Here is a 14,749-nt window from a genome sequence, read left to right as displayed (position 1 = left end):
TTGCTGTGCTGGGCCACAATCGGTCCACGGGACGGGCCTGGGTTGCAAGAAAACACCCAGTAGCAGGTAACGTTTTAGCCATGTCTGTCATTGAAAAATCCCTCCGCACCTTCGGTACCTTGATGCCCGCCATGGTCACCCCCTTCACCGCCGATGGGGAAGTGGACTACAAGGCCGCTGGCGAACTGGCCAACAAGCTGGTAGACGACGGCTGCGACGGCATCCTCGTCACCGGCACCACGGGTGAAACCTCCACTCTGACCGACGAGGAAAACCTGGGCATGTTTCAGGCTGTCATTGACGCCGTGGGCGGGCGTGCACGCGTCATCGCCGGCACCGGAACTAACGACACCCGCCACTCCATCGGCCTCTCCCAGCGCGCAGCCAAATTGGACATTGACGGTTTGCTGATCGTGACCCCGTATTACAACAAGCCCAGCCAGGCCGGCATCCAGGCCCACTTTGAGGCCATTGCCAACTCCACTGAGCTGCCCGTCATGCTCTATGACATTCCCGGCCGCGCAGGTGTCCCCATCAGCACGGAAACCATCATCAAGCTGGCAGATCACCCGCGCATCACCGCGCTGAAGGACGCCAAGGCCGATTTCAGTGAAACCACCCGGGTCATGGCCAACACGGACCTCGATGTGTACTCGGGCGACGACGGGCTGACGCTGCCGCTGATGGCCGCGGGCGCCGTCGGACTTGTCAGTGTGAGCGCCCACGTGGCCGCCCCCAAGTTCCGGGCGCTCATTGATGCCGCCGCGGCCGGCGATTTCGCCACGGCCCGCCGCATCCACTTTGAACTGGACCCCGTTATCCGGGCCGCCATGGGACATGTGCAGGGCGCCGTGGCCGTCAAACAAATTCTCAAGTGGCAGGGTGTCCTGTCCAACTCGGTTGTCCGGCTGCCCTTGGTGGAGCCGGGCGAGGCCGAGATCGCCATGATCAAAGCTGACCTTGCGGAAGCTGGAATGGAAGTCTAAATGACCCAAATGACCGAGCCCGGACTGCGGACCCCGCCCCCACTGGCGGATGGCACGTTACGGATTGTTCCGCTCGGTGGGATCGGCGAAATTGGCCGTAACATGACGGTGTTTGAGATGAACTCCAAACTGCTCATTGTGGACTGCGGCGTGCTGTTCCCGGAGGAAGACCAGCCGGGCGTGGACGTGATCCTGCCTGACTTTTCCTATATTAAGGACCGGCTTGAGGACGTCGTGGGGGTGGTGCTCACGCACGGTCACGAGGACCATATTGGTGCCGTTCCGTACCTTTTACGCCTGCGCAATGACATCCCGCTGATCGGTTCGCAGCTGACGCTGGCGTTCGTTGAGGCAAAGCTCATGGAACACCGCATCAAGCCTTACACCCTCACCGTCAAGGAAGAGCAGGTGGAGACTCTCGGGCCGTTCCAGTGTGAATTCATTGCCGTGAACCACTCCATCCCTGACGCGCTGGCCGTGTTCATCCGCACCCAGGGCGGCTCCGTGCTGCACACCGGCGATTTCAAGATGGACCAGCTTCCCCTGGATGGGCGCATCACGGACCTGCGCCACTTTGCCCGTTTGGGTGAAGAGGGCGTGGACTTGTTCCTCGTGGACTCCACCAACGCTGACGTGCCCGGCTTCACCACGAGCGAGGCCGAGATTGGGCCCACCTTGGAAGCCCTGTTCGGCAAGGCTGACAAGCGGATCATTGTGGCCAGCTTCTCCTCGCATGTGCACCGCGTGCAGCAGGTTCTCAACGCCGCCATGTTGCATGGGCGCAAGGTGGCGTTTGTGGGCCGTTCCATGGTCCGCAACATGGCCATTGCGGAAAAGCTGGGCTACCTGCACGTCCCGGCGGAGGTCATTGTGGACCTGAAAAACGTGGACAGCCTCCCCGATAATGAGGTGGTTCTGATGTCCACAGGTTCGCAGGGCGAGCCCATGGCGGCCCTGTCCCGCATGGCGAACGGGGATCACAAAATTGTTGTTGGCAAGGGCGATACCGTCATCCTGGCTTCCTCCCTGATCCCCGGCAATGAGAACGCCGTGTTCCGGATCATCAACGGCCTGCTCAAACTCGGCGCCGACGTCATCCACAAGGGCACCGCCAAGGTGCACGTGTCCGGCCATGCCGCCGCCGGCGAGCTGCTGTACTGCTACAACATCCTGACGCCCAAAAACGTGATGCCAGTGCACGGTGAAACGCGGCACCTGATCGCCAACGCCAACATTGCCATCTCTTCCGGGGTCCCGGCGCAGAACGTCTTGCTCACCGAGGACGGCTCTGTCATTGACCTCAAGAACGGCACAGCCACCATTGTTGGCCAGGTGGAGTGCGGATTCGTCTACGTTGACGGTCACAGCGTTGGCGAGATCACCGATGCCGACCTCAAGGACCGCCGCGTTCTAGGAGATGAGGGGTTCATCTCCATCATCACCGTGGTGAACCGTGCCACCGGCAAGATTGTGAGCGGGCCGGACATTCACGCCCGCGGTGTTGCCGAGGACGATTCCGTCTTTGACGAGATCAAGCCCAAGATCGCTGCAGCACTGGAGGAAGCCGTCATGGCCAGCTCCGAGCACACCACACACCAACTCCAGCAGGTGGTGCGCCGCGTGATCGGCACCTGGGTCAACCGCAAACTGCGCCGGCGCCCCATGATCATCCCGGTGGTCCTGGAAGCCTAGCCTGCCCGGAACCGTTTTTCGCGCCCGCCCCCCGCAGATGCGCCCCGTCTACCGGGCGCATCTGCGGGGGGCGGGCGCGCTTTTTTTTCGCACAGGTATAGAAGCGCGACGGTGGCTACCTGGCAACCGCTGTGCCTGCCACCACGTCCGGTTTCGAGGGCTAAATCCGGATACTTGCAGGCTTTGGCAGGTACCGTTGGAGACATGGCGACTCGTTCCACACCCGCCCGTCAGTCTTCCGGTCAACAGGGCGGCGCATCCCCGCGCGCCCCCAAGACCACCAAGATGCCGGTGCCCCGCAAGAAAACCTCCCCTGCTGAGCCGGAGGTGACCTTGGTGTGGCCTGTGCGCATCATTGTCTCTCTCTGGCAAGGATTGGGCCACTTGGTGGGCGGCGCCATCCGGCGTATGGGCTCGGATAAAAGCCAGATGCCAGCAGAGGAGCGCCGCGACGGCGCCGGGCTGCTGTTTATTCTTTTGGCCATTGTGATCGCCACCTTTGAATGGTGGGGTCTGAGTGGCCCAGTTGCGGACGCTGTTCGTGGCGTGACGCAGGGCACCTTTGGCTGGTTTGCGGCCCTGCTGCCCCCTATGTTCCTCATTTTTGCCGTCCTGGTGTTCCGCCAGCCCGCCAACATGGCCACCAACAATCGGGTAGCGCTGGGCTTTGCCATCATGACCCTTGCCGGCTGTGCCCTGGCACATGTGCTGGCCGGTAACCCGGACATTTCCGGAGGTTTTGCCCCTCTCAGCGCGGCTGGTGGCATGGTGGGAGCGCTCAGCGGCAGCCTCGTGGCGAAGTTGGGTTCCATCACCGCCATCATTTTCTTCTCGCTCGTAGCGTTCGCCAGCGTCCTGGTCCTGACCAATACCCCCGTACGCCATATCCCGGCCCGCCTGCGCGGTGTGTATGAAAAGCTCATGGGTGCTGTTCCTGACGGGCAGCCGCTGGGAGACGGGCACGATCAAAGCTACTTGTACCAGCATGATGATCAGGCTCAGGCTAAGAAACCACGCAACCTGCGGGCCCGGCAAAAGGCTGCTCGCGAATCAGATCTGGAGCTCCTGGGTGAGGACCCCAGCGAGGGTGCGTTTGCCACGCCCCTCATAGGCACCGACGAGGACGAAAGCCAGGCTCCGGCGTCGAACGAGCCGACCGTGCGCCCCGGGGTCCGCCGGCCCACTAGGGATCAACTCGCCGCGGATAAGATCAAGGCACGCCAAGGTCTGCCCACATCAACCGAAGTGTTTGACCTCCAGCGTGATGGCAGTGAGCCTGTCACAGAAGCCATTGGCATCGTGGCAGAGAACTCACCGCGAGCACCTCGCCTGGCAACATCCGGAGCCGCCGCCGTTGGTGGCTTGTATGACGTTGACGCGGCCGTGGCACGCAGTATTCCTGCCCCGCCCCTAGCCCCGCCAACCCCCATTCCTGCGCGTTCCGAGCAACTCCAACTTTCCGGAGATGTCACGTATACGTTGCCGGAATCCGACTTCCTGCCTGCGGGCCCTCCGGGCAAGGACGCTACGGAAGCCAATGACCTGGTGGTGGCGGCACTGACCAACACCTTGCAACAGTTCAATGTTGACGCGGCCGTGACAGGGTTCAGCCGCGGTCCCACCGTGACACGCTATGAGATTGAGCTGGCGCCCGGCACCAAGGTTGAAAAGGTGACGGCGCTGAGCAAGAACATCTCCTATGCCGTGGCGTCCTCGGATGTCCGCATCCTGAGCCCCATCCCGGGCAAGAGCGCCATTGGTATTGAGATACCCAACGCGGATAAGGAAATTGTGGTCCTCGGTGACGTGCTGCGCTCAGCCAACGCGCGCCGCACCGAACACCCCATGGTCATGGGTGTGGGCAAGGACGTTGAGGGTGGCTTTGTGGTTGCCAACCTGGCTAAGATGCCCCACCTTCTCGTGGCTGGTGCCACGGGCGCCGGAAAGTCCTCCTTTGTGAACTCCATGATTGTCTCCATCCTGATGCGGGCCACCCCGGATGAGGTACGCATGGTCATGGTGGATCCCAAGCGTGTGGAACTAACAGCCTACGAAGGCGTCCCACACCTCATCACCCCCATCATCACCAACCCGAAAAAGGCCGCAGAGGCGCTGCAGTGGGTGGTGCGTGAAATGGACCAGCGCTATGACGATCTGGCCAATTACGGCTTTAAACACATTGATGAATTCAACAAGGCTGTCAAAGCCGGAAACGTGCACCCGCCAGAAGGTTCCAAGCGTGTGGTCAAGCCCTACCCGTACCTGTTGGTGATTGTGGATGAGCTGGCGGACCTGATGATGGTTGCCCCGCGTGACGTGGAAGATTCCATTGTGCGGATCACCCAGCTGGCCCGTGCGGCTGGCATCCACCTGGTCCTGGCCACGCAGCGGCCCTCCGTGGACGTGGTCACGGGTCTGATCAAGGCCAATGTGCCCTCCCGCATGGCCTTTGCCACCTCTTCCGTGACGGATTCCCGGGTGGTCCTGGACCAGCCAGGCGCCGAGAAGCTGCTGGGACAAGGTGACGCGCTGTTCTTGCCCATGGGTAAGTCAAAGCCAGTCCGTGTCCAGGGAGCTTGGGTCACCGAAGCTGAAATCAAGGCTGTTGTTGACCACGTCAAGGGCCAGCTGAAGGCCACCTACCGTGACGATGTTGCCGTTGAGGCCCCCAAGAAGGTCATCGAGGATGATATTGGGGATGACATGGACCTGCTGATGCAGGCCACCGAACTTGTGGTCACCACCCAGTTCGGCTCCACCTCCATGCTTCAGCGCAAGCTGCGGGTGGGCTTCGCCAAGGCCGGCCGGCTCATGGACCTTCTTGAATCCCGCGGTGTTGTGGGACCCTCCGAAGGCTCCAAGGCCCGTGACGTACTGGTCAAACCGGATGACCTCGCCGAGACTCTCGCAGCCATCCGTGGGGATGAGAGCGCGCCAGGAGTTCCCGCAGCGGTGAGCTCCGAGGTGGATCCAATGATGGCTGCGCTGGCCGAAAATGCCAATGCCAACCATGCTCACGCGAATCCTTCCTGGGGAGGGGACCTGGTGGCTGATGATTTGGCAAACCGCCCCCAAACCGTGGAATACAACGATGGCGACGATGAAGACGGTGGCGAGGACGCATGGTCTTTGACAGGTCGTTAGCAGGCGCTGCAACGACGGATGCAAGTTTCGCGGGGACGGATGCAGCCAGTTCCCAGTTTGCCGATAGCCTTATAGCGTGAGTGAAACGGTGGCGCCGCGCCCTTCGAACTGGAATCTTCCCAATGCCTTGACGCTTTTGCGCATTGTGATGGTGCCCTTCTTTATCTGGGCCTTCGTGGCCGATGGTGGTGCATACGGGCCCCTGCGCTGGTTGGCGGTGGTGCTGTTTGTGGTGGCCATTTACACTGACAAACTCGACGGCGACATTGCCCGGGCGCGCGGGCTCATCACCAGCTTCGGTAAGATCGCCGATCCCATTGCGGATAAATTGCTGATTGGCTCAGCGCTGATCATGCTTTCCGCCACGGGCGAGCTGTGGTGGTGGGTGACCATTTTGATGCTGGTGCGTGAAGTAGGCATCACCTTGTTACGTTTCGTGGTGATTCGTTACGGCGTCATGGCGGCCTCCAAGGGTGGCAAACTCAAGACAGTCATGCAGACAGTGGCCATCTTCGTCTTCCTATTGCCGCTCACCCCGGCCAATGACTGGTTGGGAATTCTGGCACTGGTGGTGATGCTGGCAGCATTGGCTGTCACCTTGGTCACTGGCGCGGACTACCTGATTAAGGCCGGGCAGCTGGTCCGCTCTGGCCGCGGCGGCAACGGAAAAACAAGCAACACGGCACAAGGCTAGGGCGCTCTGTGACGGAGCAGGCTCTTCACTTTGGCCGCGTAGATCTTGCCCTGCTGGTGACCAGGGCTGTGGCAAAGAAATTGACGGTGGGCACGGCCGAGTCCTTGACCGCAGGCATGGTGGCGGCGGTTCTGGCTCAAGTTCCGGGCGCATCCGCCGTGCTGCAGGGCGGGGTCATCGCCTATCAAAACAAGGTCAAGGAGAAGCTGCTGGGGGTTTCCCCTGTGCTTCTTACCCGCAATGGGGCCGTTGACCCCCACGTAGCGTCAGAGATGGCCTTAGGTGCTTGCGCCGCTGTGGGGGCGCGGGTGGGCATTTCCACTACGGGTGTGGCCGGACCGGAACCTCACCAGGGCAAGCCAGTGGGGCAGGTCTTCGTTGGGGTGGCGCTTGATGGAGTGGCCCGGGCACGTGAATTTCACTTTGTTGGAGACCGTGAGTCCATCAGGAACCAGGCCACCGAGGCCGCCCTCATGATGCTCCTTGAGAGCATTGAAGAGTCTCGGGAACAAAACTTGTGACCAGATAGTTAGTCATGATGAAGCCCAAATGCTCTCCTTCCCTCTAGGATGGGAACACCAAGGCGACAAAGCGGCTCGCGGTGAAAGTTTTCACTGGGGACCGCACCCTTAAATTGAAGTGATTGATCTAGGAGTTAGGCGATACCGATGGTGAAACAACCCGTATCCGTAAACGGCGTCGTGCGCTGGCGGGATGTGGGTTTGGCGGACGCAAAACCACATCAGCAGAAGGAGCGCAAAATGGTAGTATTACGCCACGAAATTGGCGATGTTCTTCGTGATGTACGTCAACGTCAAGGCCGCACGCTCCGCGAAGTCTCACACAACGCACGTGTTTCTCTGGGCTACCTCAGCGAAGTGGAGCGCGGACAGAAGGAAGCATCTTCTGAACTGCTTTCCTCCATTTGCTCAGCCCTTGAGGTCCCTTTGTCGCTCATGCTGCGTGAAGTGAGTGACCGTTTGGCCATTGCCGAAGGCGTGGCCGTCCCTGACACTGTTCCCCAGGAATTTGCTGCACGCTATGGACGCGACTTGAACGAGGAACTCTCAGACGAGCTCAATAAGGGCTTGATGTCCAGCGCCTTTTAGCGCTTGTTGTCCACAGTGGGCAGGCGTGCAAGAAACCGGTCTTACCAAAAGGTAAGGCCGGTTTCTTGTTCCTCAGCTGCAGTTCCCCTAAGTGGCTCTTTGAGAACAGTTTGTAGAAGTCTGGGCGCTGTGGCTGGGCTCGGCCCTCCGTAGCTGGCTGTGCTCAGCGGGTGTTTAGTAGCAGCTTAACGGCCGTATTCGGCATTGAGTTTAGCCACTAGCCGGGCTAGATCGGCAAGTTCGCGTTCGTCCCACCCGGCAAGCTGCTCATGAAATGCGCGTTGCCGGCCGGCATGCACCGAACGCATCTTCTCCAGCCCGGCCGGAGTCAACTCGATGAGTTGCGCGCGGCCATCCAGGGGATCGGATTCCTTGGCCACAAGCCCAATCGAGACAAGAAAAGCAATCTGGCGGCTGACGGAGGGTTTGCCCACTCCAATGCGTTTGGCGAGCTCTGTTAGGCGCATGCCGCCTTGATGATGCAGTACGGAGAGCAGGCCGTAGGCCGCGGGCTCCAGATCTGGATGCACGCTACGGGTGAGCTGGTGGTTGATGGCCCTGGCCCTGCGCCAGAGCAGGCTCAGCTGGGCGTCAAGGAGCTCAACGGCAGCGAGCTTTTCGTCGCTTACCTCAATGCCGTGCTCGGCAGGACTTGTCATAGCTCAAGTCTAAGTGAGCCTGTGGCAAATAGCGGTCCTTCAGCTGATAAGGACATGCGAGAATAGGGGGCGTGAGAGTTAGTGAATTTTGGCGATTGATGGATGATGAATTCAGCCCCTCCTATTCCAGGGTGCTTGCCCAGGATCTGGTCTTGGCTGGTGTGGGTGGAAACACCGCAAGCGCCGCGTTGCGTGCCGGGTATGATCCCAAGGACATCTGGCAGGAGGTCTGCAAGGTCCAGGATGTTCCGCGCTCACGGTGGCTCGGTCGGGACATTGCACCCAAAGATTAGCTGTTGCGGCCCGGAAAAGATGCCGCATTGAGTTACCCAAGTTCAACGACACGCCAAAAAACATCGAATATCTATTCGAACAGCCGTATACTAAATGAGTAATGGCCCGTGGAGGAAGCAAATTAAGTTCTCCACAATTTTGACTCTGGTGCACCATGACGGCAGACAATGTCAGTGCCTTGAACTAGCGTTTTAGGTGTGGAGCAGATTCGCTAGCTCCGCAACCTTTACAGGAGGCCGGGAAACCGGCAGAGAAGTACAAGTGTCCAGCAGTTCGCCAGGCACTGACCGCATCAACCACTGACCGTGGACCTCGCTCACAGCGCGGTCCAGGGGGCCGGAAACGGCGCAAAGGAAAGACCGAGGTGAATCATGGCCGCTCCCGCAGACCGTGACAAAGCGCTGGCAGCAGCATTGGCCCAAATTGATAAGCAATTTGGCAAGGGTTCTGTCATGCGCTTGGGTGATGACGTCCGTGCACCCATTGAAGTGATCCCCACCGGGTCCATTGCCTTGGATGTGGCCCTGGGTATAGGCGGGCTGCCCCGCGGACGAGTCGTCGAGATTTATGGTCCGGAATCTTCCGGTAAGACCACCCTGGCACTGCATGCTGTTGCCAGCGCACAGAAACTTGGCGGCCTTGCAGCGTTCATTGACGCCGAGCACGCCCTTGATCCTGATTATGCCGCCAAGCTAGGTGTGGACACTGATGCTTTGCTTGTCTCTCAGCCGGATACCGGTGAGCAGGCGCTGGAGATCATGGACATGTTGATTGGTTCTGGTTCCTTGGACGTCATTGTCATTGACTCCGTTGCCGCGTTGGTACCCCGCGCCGAAATTGAAGGCGATATGGGAGATAGTCACGTGGGCCTGCAGGCCCGTTTGATGAGCCAGGCCCTGCGTAAGATCACAGGTCGCCTGAGCCAGACCAAGACCACAGCCATTTTCATCAACCAGTTGCGTGAAAAGATCGGTGTCTTCTTCGGCAGCCCTGAGACCACTACCGGTGGTAAGGCGCTGAAATTCTACGCCTCCATCCGCATCGATGTTCGCCGCATCCAAACTTTGAAGGAAGGCGCGGACGCCGTCGGTAACCGCACCAAGGCAAAAGTGGTGAAGAACAAGATGGCACCGCCCTTCAAGATCGCCGAATTTGACATCATCTATGGTGTCGGTATTTCACGTGAAGGCGGCATCATTGACATGGGTGTTGAGCACGGCATCATCCGCAAGTCGGGTTCCTGGTACACCTATGACGGCGATCAGCTGGGACAGGGCATGGAGAACTCCCGTCGGTTCCTCAAAGACAACCCCGAGCTTGCCGATGAGCTGGAGCGGTTGATCAAGGCCAAGCTGGGAGTGGGTGTTACTGCGGAAACCGAGGTTGAGGCTGCGCCCAAGCTCAAGGCAGTGGACGGCTTCTAGGCTCACCCATGAACACCGCACGTCGCGGGCCAGAACTGGTAGCTGACGCCAACCCGGCGTCGGCTGCCAGATCCATTGTGCTGCGCCAACTCACGCACTCGCCCAAAAGCCGTTTCCAGCTCAGTCAAAAGCTGGCCGAACGCGACATTCCCCAAGATGTAGCGGATGCTGTGCTTGACCGCTTCGAAGCCGTCAAGCTCATTGATGATGGAGAGTTTGCCCAGGAATGGGTGCGCACCCGGTCCCTGTATAAATCGCTGGCACGGGGTGCGTTGCGTCGAGAACTGGCCGAGAAGGGCATCGATGAGCATCTTGCCGAGACCGCTCTTGAACAAATTGACGATGCCACAGAACGTGACCAGGCGCGCGAACTGGTGCGCAAGAAGCTCCGCCCGTCCAACAATCTGGAGGATCGGGCTGAGCGTGATAAATACACAAGGCGATGGGTGGCCATGCTTGCCAGAAAAGGATTTAACCCTTCCCTGGCCTATCAAATTGTGGCTGAAGTCATTGACGAAAGCCTCACGGAGGGCTGACTCAAAGCTGCGCGTGGACTCATAGTTGAGCCGGTACCCGCTATGCTGGCGGCATATGCGTAATCACAATCCAACCCTGCGCCAAATCCTTGCCGTTGCTTTGACGGGAGGGCTATTGCTCGTCACCGGCGTCACAGCAGGACCTGCGCTGGGACAAGAGGGGCCGCCGTCGGGCTTCCCCAGCTGGGAGGATGTGCAAGCTGCCAAGGGCAACGAGGCCGCCACCGCGGCCGAGGTGTCAAAGATCGGAGGGTTGCTGGACTCGTTGGAAAATGAGGCAACAAGCCTCAGTGAATCCGCCGTTGGTGCTGGTGCCACGTTGGCCCTGACCCAACGCAAACTAAATGCCGCTGTTGACGAGGTTGATGTTCTCAACGCTCAGGCTAACCGTGCTTCCGTGGACGCCGCTAAATACAAGAAGGACGCGGTGGCTGTTGCCGTGCAAAGCTACAAAAACGGTGGCACCGGCTTGGGACTCTTTGCCAGCGTGGCAGCGCTGGAATCGCCGGAGAGCCTAAACGGCGTTGAATTAATGCAGCAGGTGGGGGAGAAGGCAGCTCGGAAGCAAACCAAGGCCTTAGAGTCACAAGCCGCAGCAACGGCGCTGGAGAAGACTCGTAAGGCCGCGCAGGAAGTACAAGCTCTTTTAACCACTGAGGCCCGGGCTGCCAGTGACGCCGCCGTGGCCGCACACTCCGCCGTGGTTACACAACTCAATGCCAAAGAAGAGCAAAGCGCCACCCTCACGGCCCAGTTGGCTTCCTTGAATAACACCACGGTCGCCAAAGAAGCCCAATACCGGCAGGGGCAGGAAGCCCAAGCTGCGTACTATCAGGCCCAAGAAGCCAAGCGCCAAGCTGCCGAGACCGCTGAAGCCCTGCGGCGGGCAGAAGCTGAACGTGAGGCTGCACGGCACCCGCACAAGCCCTCACGTCCTCAAGTTGTGCCCAATCCCGTGGTGCCACCCGCCAATCCCGCACCTGGACCCGCCAAGCCTGCCCCCAAGCCCGTGCCCGCCAACCCTGTACCTAACCCCGTCCCTGCCAAGCCTGTGCCAGGAGGTGGCTATATTCCCGTTGAGGTGCTGCTGCCCAATATTCCGGGCGGTGCTGTCAATGACCCTGCCGGTGCCAAAGCCTATGCTTCCTCCCGTATGGGCGGTTTTGGGTGGGCGCAGAGCGAATTCAACTGCCTGAACCTGTTATGGGAACGCGAATCCAATTGGCGCACCAACGCCACCAACCCCTACAGCGGGGCGTATGGAATTGCTCAAGCGTTGCCGCCAGGAAAATATGCTGCGGCAGGATCGGACTGGCTCAGCAATTACCGTACCCAGATTGAATGGGGCTTGGGCTACATTAAAAATCGCTACGGCTCACCGTGCGGGGCCTGGAACCATTCCCAAAGCGTCGGCTGGTACTAACCGAGCACGTGCCGGGTTCCGCCGGTTTAGCTCTTCTATGGCCGTTGGACTTAAGCTTGGTGGGTGAGCCTGATCCTAGAGAGCGTTGATTCGTCCGCCAGCCCAGCTAAGCACCCCCGCACCTACCAGGTGCGAACCTATGGCTGCCAAATGAACGTCCATGACTCCGAGCGCATGGCCGGACTTTTAGAGACTGCCGGGATGGTGGCGCTTGAGGAGGCCGGCCCCGCACGTGTGGTGGACAGCAACGGGGAGCCTGTGCCCGATGTGGTGGTTTTTAACACCTGCGCCGTGCGTGAGAACGCCGACAACAAGCTCTACGGCAACTTGGGCATGTTAGCCCACATCAAAGAATCCAACCCTGGCATGCAGATTGCTGTGGGCGGCTGCTTGGCGCAAAAGGACCGCGAAACCATTCAAAAGCGGGCACCTTGGGTTGACGTGGTTTTCGGCACTCACAATGTTGGTGCCTTGCCGGTCTTGCTTGAGCGGGCCAGGCACAATGCGGACGCCGAGATGGAAATCCTGGAATCCTTGGAAGTCTTCCCTTCCAGCCTGCCCACCAAGCGCGATTCGGTCTACTCCGGCTGGGTCTCCATCTCGGTAGGCTGCAATAACACCTGCACTTTCTGTATTGTGCCCTCCCTGCGCGGTAAGGAACGTGACCGTCGCCCCGGTGAAATTTTGGCTGAAATTCAGGCGCTGGTGGACGACGGTGTCATCGAAATTACGCTGCTGGGCCAAAACGTAAACTCCTACGGCGTGGAATTCGGTGACCGCCTGGCCTTCGGCAAACTGCTGCGTGCTTGCGGCGAGATCAAGGGCTTGGAACGCCTGCGCTTCACCAGTCCGCACCCGGCCGCGTTCACCGACGACGTCATCGACGCCATGGCCGCCACCCCCAACGTCATGCCGCAGTTGCATATGCCGTTGCAGTCCGGATCGGACAAAGTCCTCAAGGACATGCGCCGCTCCTACCGTTCGGCCAGGTTCTTGGGCATCCTGGATAAGGTGCGCCAGCAAATCCCGAACGCATCATTCTCCACGGATATCATCGTCGGCTTCCCCGGTGAGACCGAGGAGGACTTCCAAGCAACGCTCGACGTCGTTGAGAAGTCACGCTTTGCCACCGCCTTCACCTACCAATACTCCAAGCGTCCCGGCACCCCGGCCGCGGACCTACCTGATCAGCTGTCCAAGGAAGTGGTTCAGGAGCGATTCTTGCGTCTGACCGCCCTGCAGGACAGGATTGCTGCCGAGGAAAATGCCAAGCAGGTGGGGCGCAAGGTTGAGGTCATGGTCACGGCAGCATCGGGGCGTAAAGCCGCCGAGACTAATCGCCTCTCAGGACGCGCCCAAGACCAACGGCTGGTTCACTTCAGTGTGCCGGAAGGTGCCACCGCTCCACGGCCCGGTGACCTCGTGACGGTCACCATTACCGGGGCCGCAGCCTTCCACTTGGTAGCTGATCCCGCCACTGCAACGGATTACCACCTACGCCGTTCGCGCGCCGGTGACGCTTGGGATTTGGCTCAGGCAGAGTCCTGTGGCGTGCCCACGGCTGGCGGCTCGGCTGCCTCATCGGTGAAGGGCGTGCGGCCCAAGGTGAGCCTGGGCATGCCGTCGCTGCCGGTCCGGACAGCGTGAGCCTTTCGCCTCAAGCCCGGATGGCTGCCCAGGGAACTGAGCTCCCGCTGGTGGCCATTGTTGGCCCTACCGGTTCGGGTAAGTCTGAGCTGGCACTGACGCTGGCTGAGCGCTTTGACGGGGAGGCTATCAATGCCGACTCCATGCAGTTCTACCGGGGCATGGATATTGGCACGGCCAAACTGCCGCTGGCGCAACGGCGCGGCATTGCGCACCACCTGATGGATTTCCTTTCCGTTCGTGAAGACACCACCGTGGCCGCGTTTCAGAGCATGGCCAGGGAAGCCATTGCGGAGATCCGCTCCCGCGGCAAGCTACCCATCCTCGTAGGCGGATCAGGGTTATACAACAGGGCAGCCCTTGACGTCTTGGAGTTTCCCGGGACAGACCCTGACATCAGGGCAATGCTTGAACACGAGTTGGAGAGAGACGGCTTAGCGGTGCTCGTGGCTCGGCTACAAGAGGTGGACCCCGTCTCCGCAGCTCGCATCAATGATGCCAAGCGCGTAGTCCGGGCCCTTGAGGTACATGCGTTGACAGGACGTGCCTTCAGTTCCTTCATGCCGGAACGTGAGTATGTCAGCCCCACCCTGCAGATTGGTTTGAACGGTGACCGTGCCGAGCTCCATGCTCGACTCGCCCGACGAGTCCACGGCATGGTGGACGCCGGCCTAATCGATGAGGTGAGAGCACTCATCCCCGAAGGCCTGCGGGAAGGCCGGACCGCGCACAAGGCGCTTGGCTACCAACAGTTCCTGCGAGTCTTGGACGGCAGCTCCACAGTGGCCCAAGCCAGCGAAGAAACCATTGTGGCCACCCGGAAGTTTGCCCGGCGCCAACTCACATGGTTCCGCGCTGACCCCCGAGTGAACTGGCTTGACTGGTCCCAGCCGGATCTTGGCGAGGCCGCAGCGGCACTGCTGAAGGCGGATTTTCCGGAAGTCTAAGACTTGCGCCAGGGTCCGGGTGGCTCGTGGCACTTCGTTGCGGGTTGCGGGTTGCGGGTTGCGGGTTGCGGGTGACGGGGCTGGGAATGTGGGCTGTGGATAACGTGGTGGCGTGTAAGGCCCATGCACGGTATTTTGGAAGTAAGCCAGCCGCAACGACTTCAACGGGGAAGCCGCTGCTTCGCAGCAGACTT

13 protein-coding genes are annotated in these 14,749 nt (G+C 60.2%); 12 read left to right on the top strand and 1 reads right to left on the bottom strand.

What is annotated here, in order from left to right; translation table 11 throughout:
• Positions 1–80 precede the first annotated feature (80 nt).
• The 6 genes from dapA to RY113_RS11625 all read left to right on the top strand — a co-directional run bounded on the left by dapA (position 81) and on the right by RY113_RS11625 (position 7,625).
• Positions 81–986, top strand: a complete 906-nt coding sequence (gene dapA / locus RY113_RS11650) for a 4-hydroxy-tetrahydrodipicolinate synthase (protein WP_315914705.1) — start codon at positions 81–83, stop codon at positions 984–986.
• Positions 987–2,678: a ribonuclease J gene (locus tag RY113_RS11645; protein ID WP_315914704.1), complete on the top strand. Its 1,692-nt coding sequence runs from the start codon at positions 987–989 to the stop codon at positions 2,676–2,678.
• 204 nt (positions 2,679–2,882) lie between these two features.
• On the top strand, positions 2,883–5,822 hold the full coding sequence (locus RY113_RS11640; RefSeq protein WP_315914703.1) for a DNA translocase FtsK: 2,940 nt from the start codon (positions 2,883–2,885) through the stop codon (positions 5,820–5,822).
• 76 nt (positions 5,823–5,898) lie between these two features.
• Complete coding sequence (pgsA, locus tag RY113_RS11635) at positions 5,899–6,516, top strand: CDP-diacylglycerol--glycerol-3-phosphate 3-phosphatidyltransferase (RefSeq protein ID WP_315914701.1); 618 nt, start codon at positions 5,899–5,901, stop codon at positions 6,514–6,516.
• A gap of 8 nt (positions 6,517–6,524) precedes the next feature.
• Positions 6,525–7,037, top strand: coding sequence for a CinA family protein (locus tag RY113_RS11630; RefSeq protein WP_245931985.1), 513 nt, complete (start codon positions 6,525–6,527; stop codon positions 7,035–7,037).
• A 147-nt stretch (positions 7,038–7,184) separates the two neighbouring features.
• Positions 7,185–7,625, top strand: coding sequence for a helix-turn-helix domain-containing protein (locus RY113_RS11625; RefSeq protein WP_315914700.1), 441 nt, complete (start codon positions 7,185–7,187; stop codon positions 7,623–7,625).
• Between the two features lie 185 nt (positions 7,626–7,810).
• Here the strand turns inward: RY113_RS11625 and RY113_RS11620 are convergent, their stop codons facing one another.
• The gene (locus tag RY113_RS11620) at positions 7,811–8,284 is read right to left on the bottom strand and encodes a MarR family winged helix-turn-helix transcriptional regulator (RefSeq protein WP_110104348.1); all 474 of its coding nucleotides are present in this window, start codon (positions 8,282–8,284) and stop codon (positions 7,811–7,813) included.
• Between the two features lie 71 nt (positions 8,285–8,355).
• Here RY113_RS11620 and RY113_RS11615 point away from each other — a divergent pair, with 71 nt between their 5' ends.
• The 6 genes from RY113_RS11615 to miaA all read left to right on the top strand — a co-directional run bounded on the left by RY113_RS11615 (position 8,356) and on the right by miaA (position 14,555).
• On the top strand, positions 8,356–8,577 hold the full coding sequence (locus RY113_RS11615) for a DUF3046 domain-containing protein (protein ID WP_110104347.1): 222 nt from the start codon (positions 8,356–8,358) through the stop codon (positions 8,575–8,577).
• 372 nt (positions 8,578–8,949) lie between these two features.
• Positions 8,950–10,002, top strand: a complete 1,053-nt coding sequence (recA, locus tag RY113_RS11610) for a recombinase RecA (RefSeq protein WP_110104346.1) — start codon at positions 8,950–8,952, stop codon at positions 10,000–10,002.
• Between the two features lie 8 nt (positions 10,003–10,010).
• Positions 10,011–10,538, top strand: coding sequence for a regulatory protein RecX (locus tag RY113_RS11605; RefSeq protein WP_110104345.1), 528 nt, complete (start codon positions 10,011–10,013; stop codon positions 10,536–10,538).
• Positions 10,539–10,593: 55 nt separating this feature from the next.
• Positions 10,594–11,961, top strand: a complete 1,368-nt coding sequence (locus RY113_RS11600; RefSeq protein WP_315914698.1) for a lytic transglycosylase domain-containing protein — start codon at positions 10,594–10,596, stop codon at positions 11,959–11,961.
• 63 nt (positions 11,962–12,024) lie between these two features.
• Positions 12,025–13,608 carry a tRNA (N6-isopentenyl adenosine(37)-C2)-methylthiotransferase MiaB gene (gene miaB, locus RY113_RS11595; RefSeq protein WP_315914697.1) on the top strand — a complete coding sequence of 528 codons (1,584 nt, stop codon included), beginning with the start codon at positions 12,025–12,027 and terminating at the stop codon, positions 13,606–13,608.
• A 20-nt stretch (positions 13,609–13,628) separates the two neighbouring features.
• Complete coding sequence (miaA, locus tag RY113_RS11590) at positions 13,629–14,555, top strand: tRNA (adenosine(37)-N6)-dimethylallyltransferase MiaA (RefSeq protein WP_315914827.1); 927 nt, start codon at positions 13,629–13,631, stop codon at positions 14,553–14,555.
• The last annotated feature ends 194 nt before the right edge of the window (positions 14,556–14,749 follow it).

The organism is Arthrobacter sp. lap29 (assembly GCF_032458965.1).
Classification (GTDB): Bacteria; Actinomycetota; Actinomycetes; order Actinomycetales; family Micrococcaceae; genus Specibacter; species Specibacter psychrochitiniphilus.
This window is presented reverse-complemented; position numbering and strand designations above follow the sequence as displayed.

Excerpts from the sequence above, each read along its gene's own strand:
- RY113_RS11645 (WP_315914704.1), top strand. The coding sequence starts at position 987 with ATGACCCAAATGACCGAGCCCGGACTGCGGACCCCGCCCCCACTGGCG.
- RY113_RS11600 (WP_315914698.1), top strand. The coding sequence starts at position 10,594 with ATGCGTAATCACAATCCAACCCTGCGCCAAATCCTTGCCGTTGCTTTG.
- dapA (WP_315914705.1), top strand. The coding sequence starts at position 81 with ATGTCTGTCATTGAAAAATCCCTCCGCACCTTCGGTACCTTGATGCCC.
- RY113_RS11620 (WP_110104348.1), bottom strand. The coding sequence starts at position 8,284 with ATGACAAGTCCTGCCGAGCACGGCATTGAGGTAAGCGACGAAAAGCTC.
- RY113_RS11640 (WP_315914703.1), top strand. The coding sequence starts at position 2,883 with ATGGCGACTCGTTCCACACCCGCCCGTCAGTCTTCCGGTCAACAGGGC.
- miaA (WP_315914827.1), top strand. The coding sequence starts at position 13,629 with ATGGCTGCCCAGGGAACTGAGCTCCCGCTGGTGGCCATTGTTGGCCCT.
- RY113_RS11605 (WP_110104345.1), top strand. The coding sequence starts at position 10,011 with ATGAACACCGCACGTCGCGGGCCAGAACTGGTAGCTGACGCCAACCCG.
- recA (WP_110104346.1), top strand. The coding sequence starts at position 8,950 with ATGGCCGCTCCCGCAGACCGTGACAAAGCGCTGGCAGCAGCATTGGCC.
- RY113_RS11625 (WP_315914700.1), top strand. The coding sequence starts at position 7,185 with ATGGTGAAACAACCCGTATCCGTAAACGGCGTCGTGCGCTGGCGGGAT.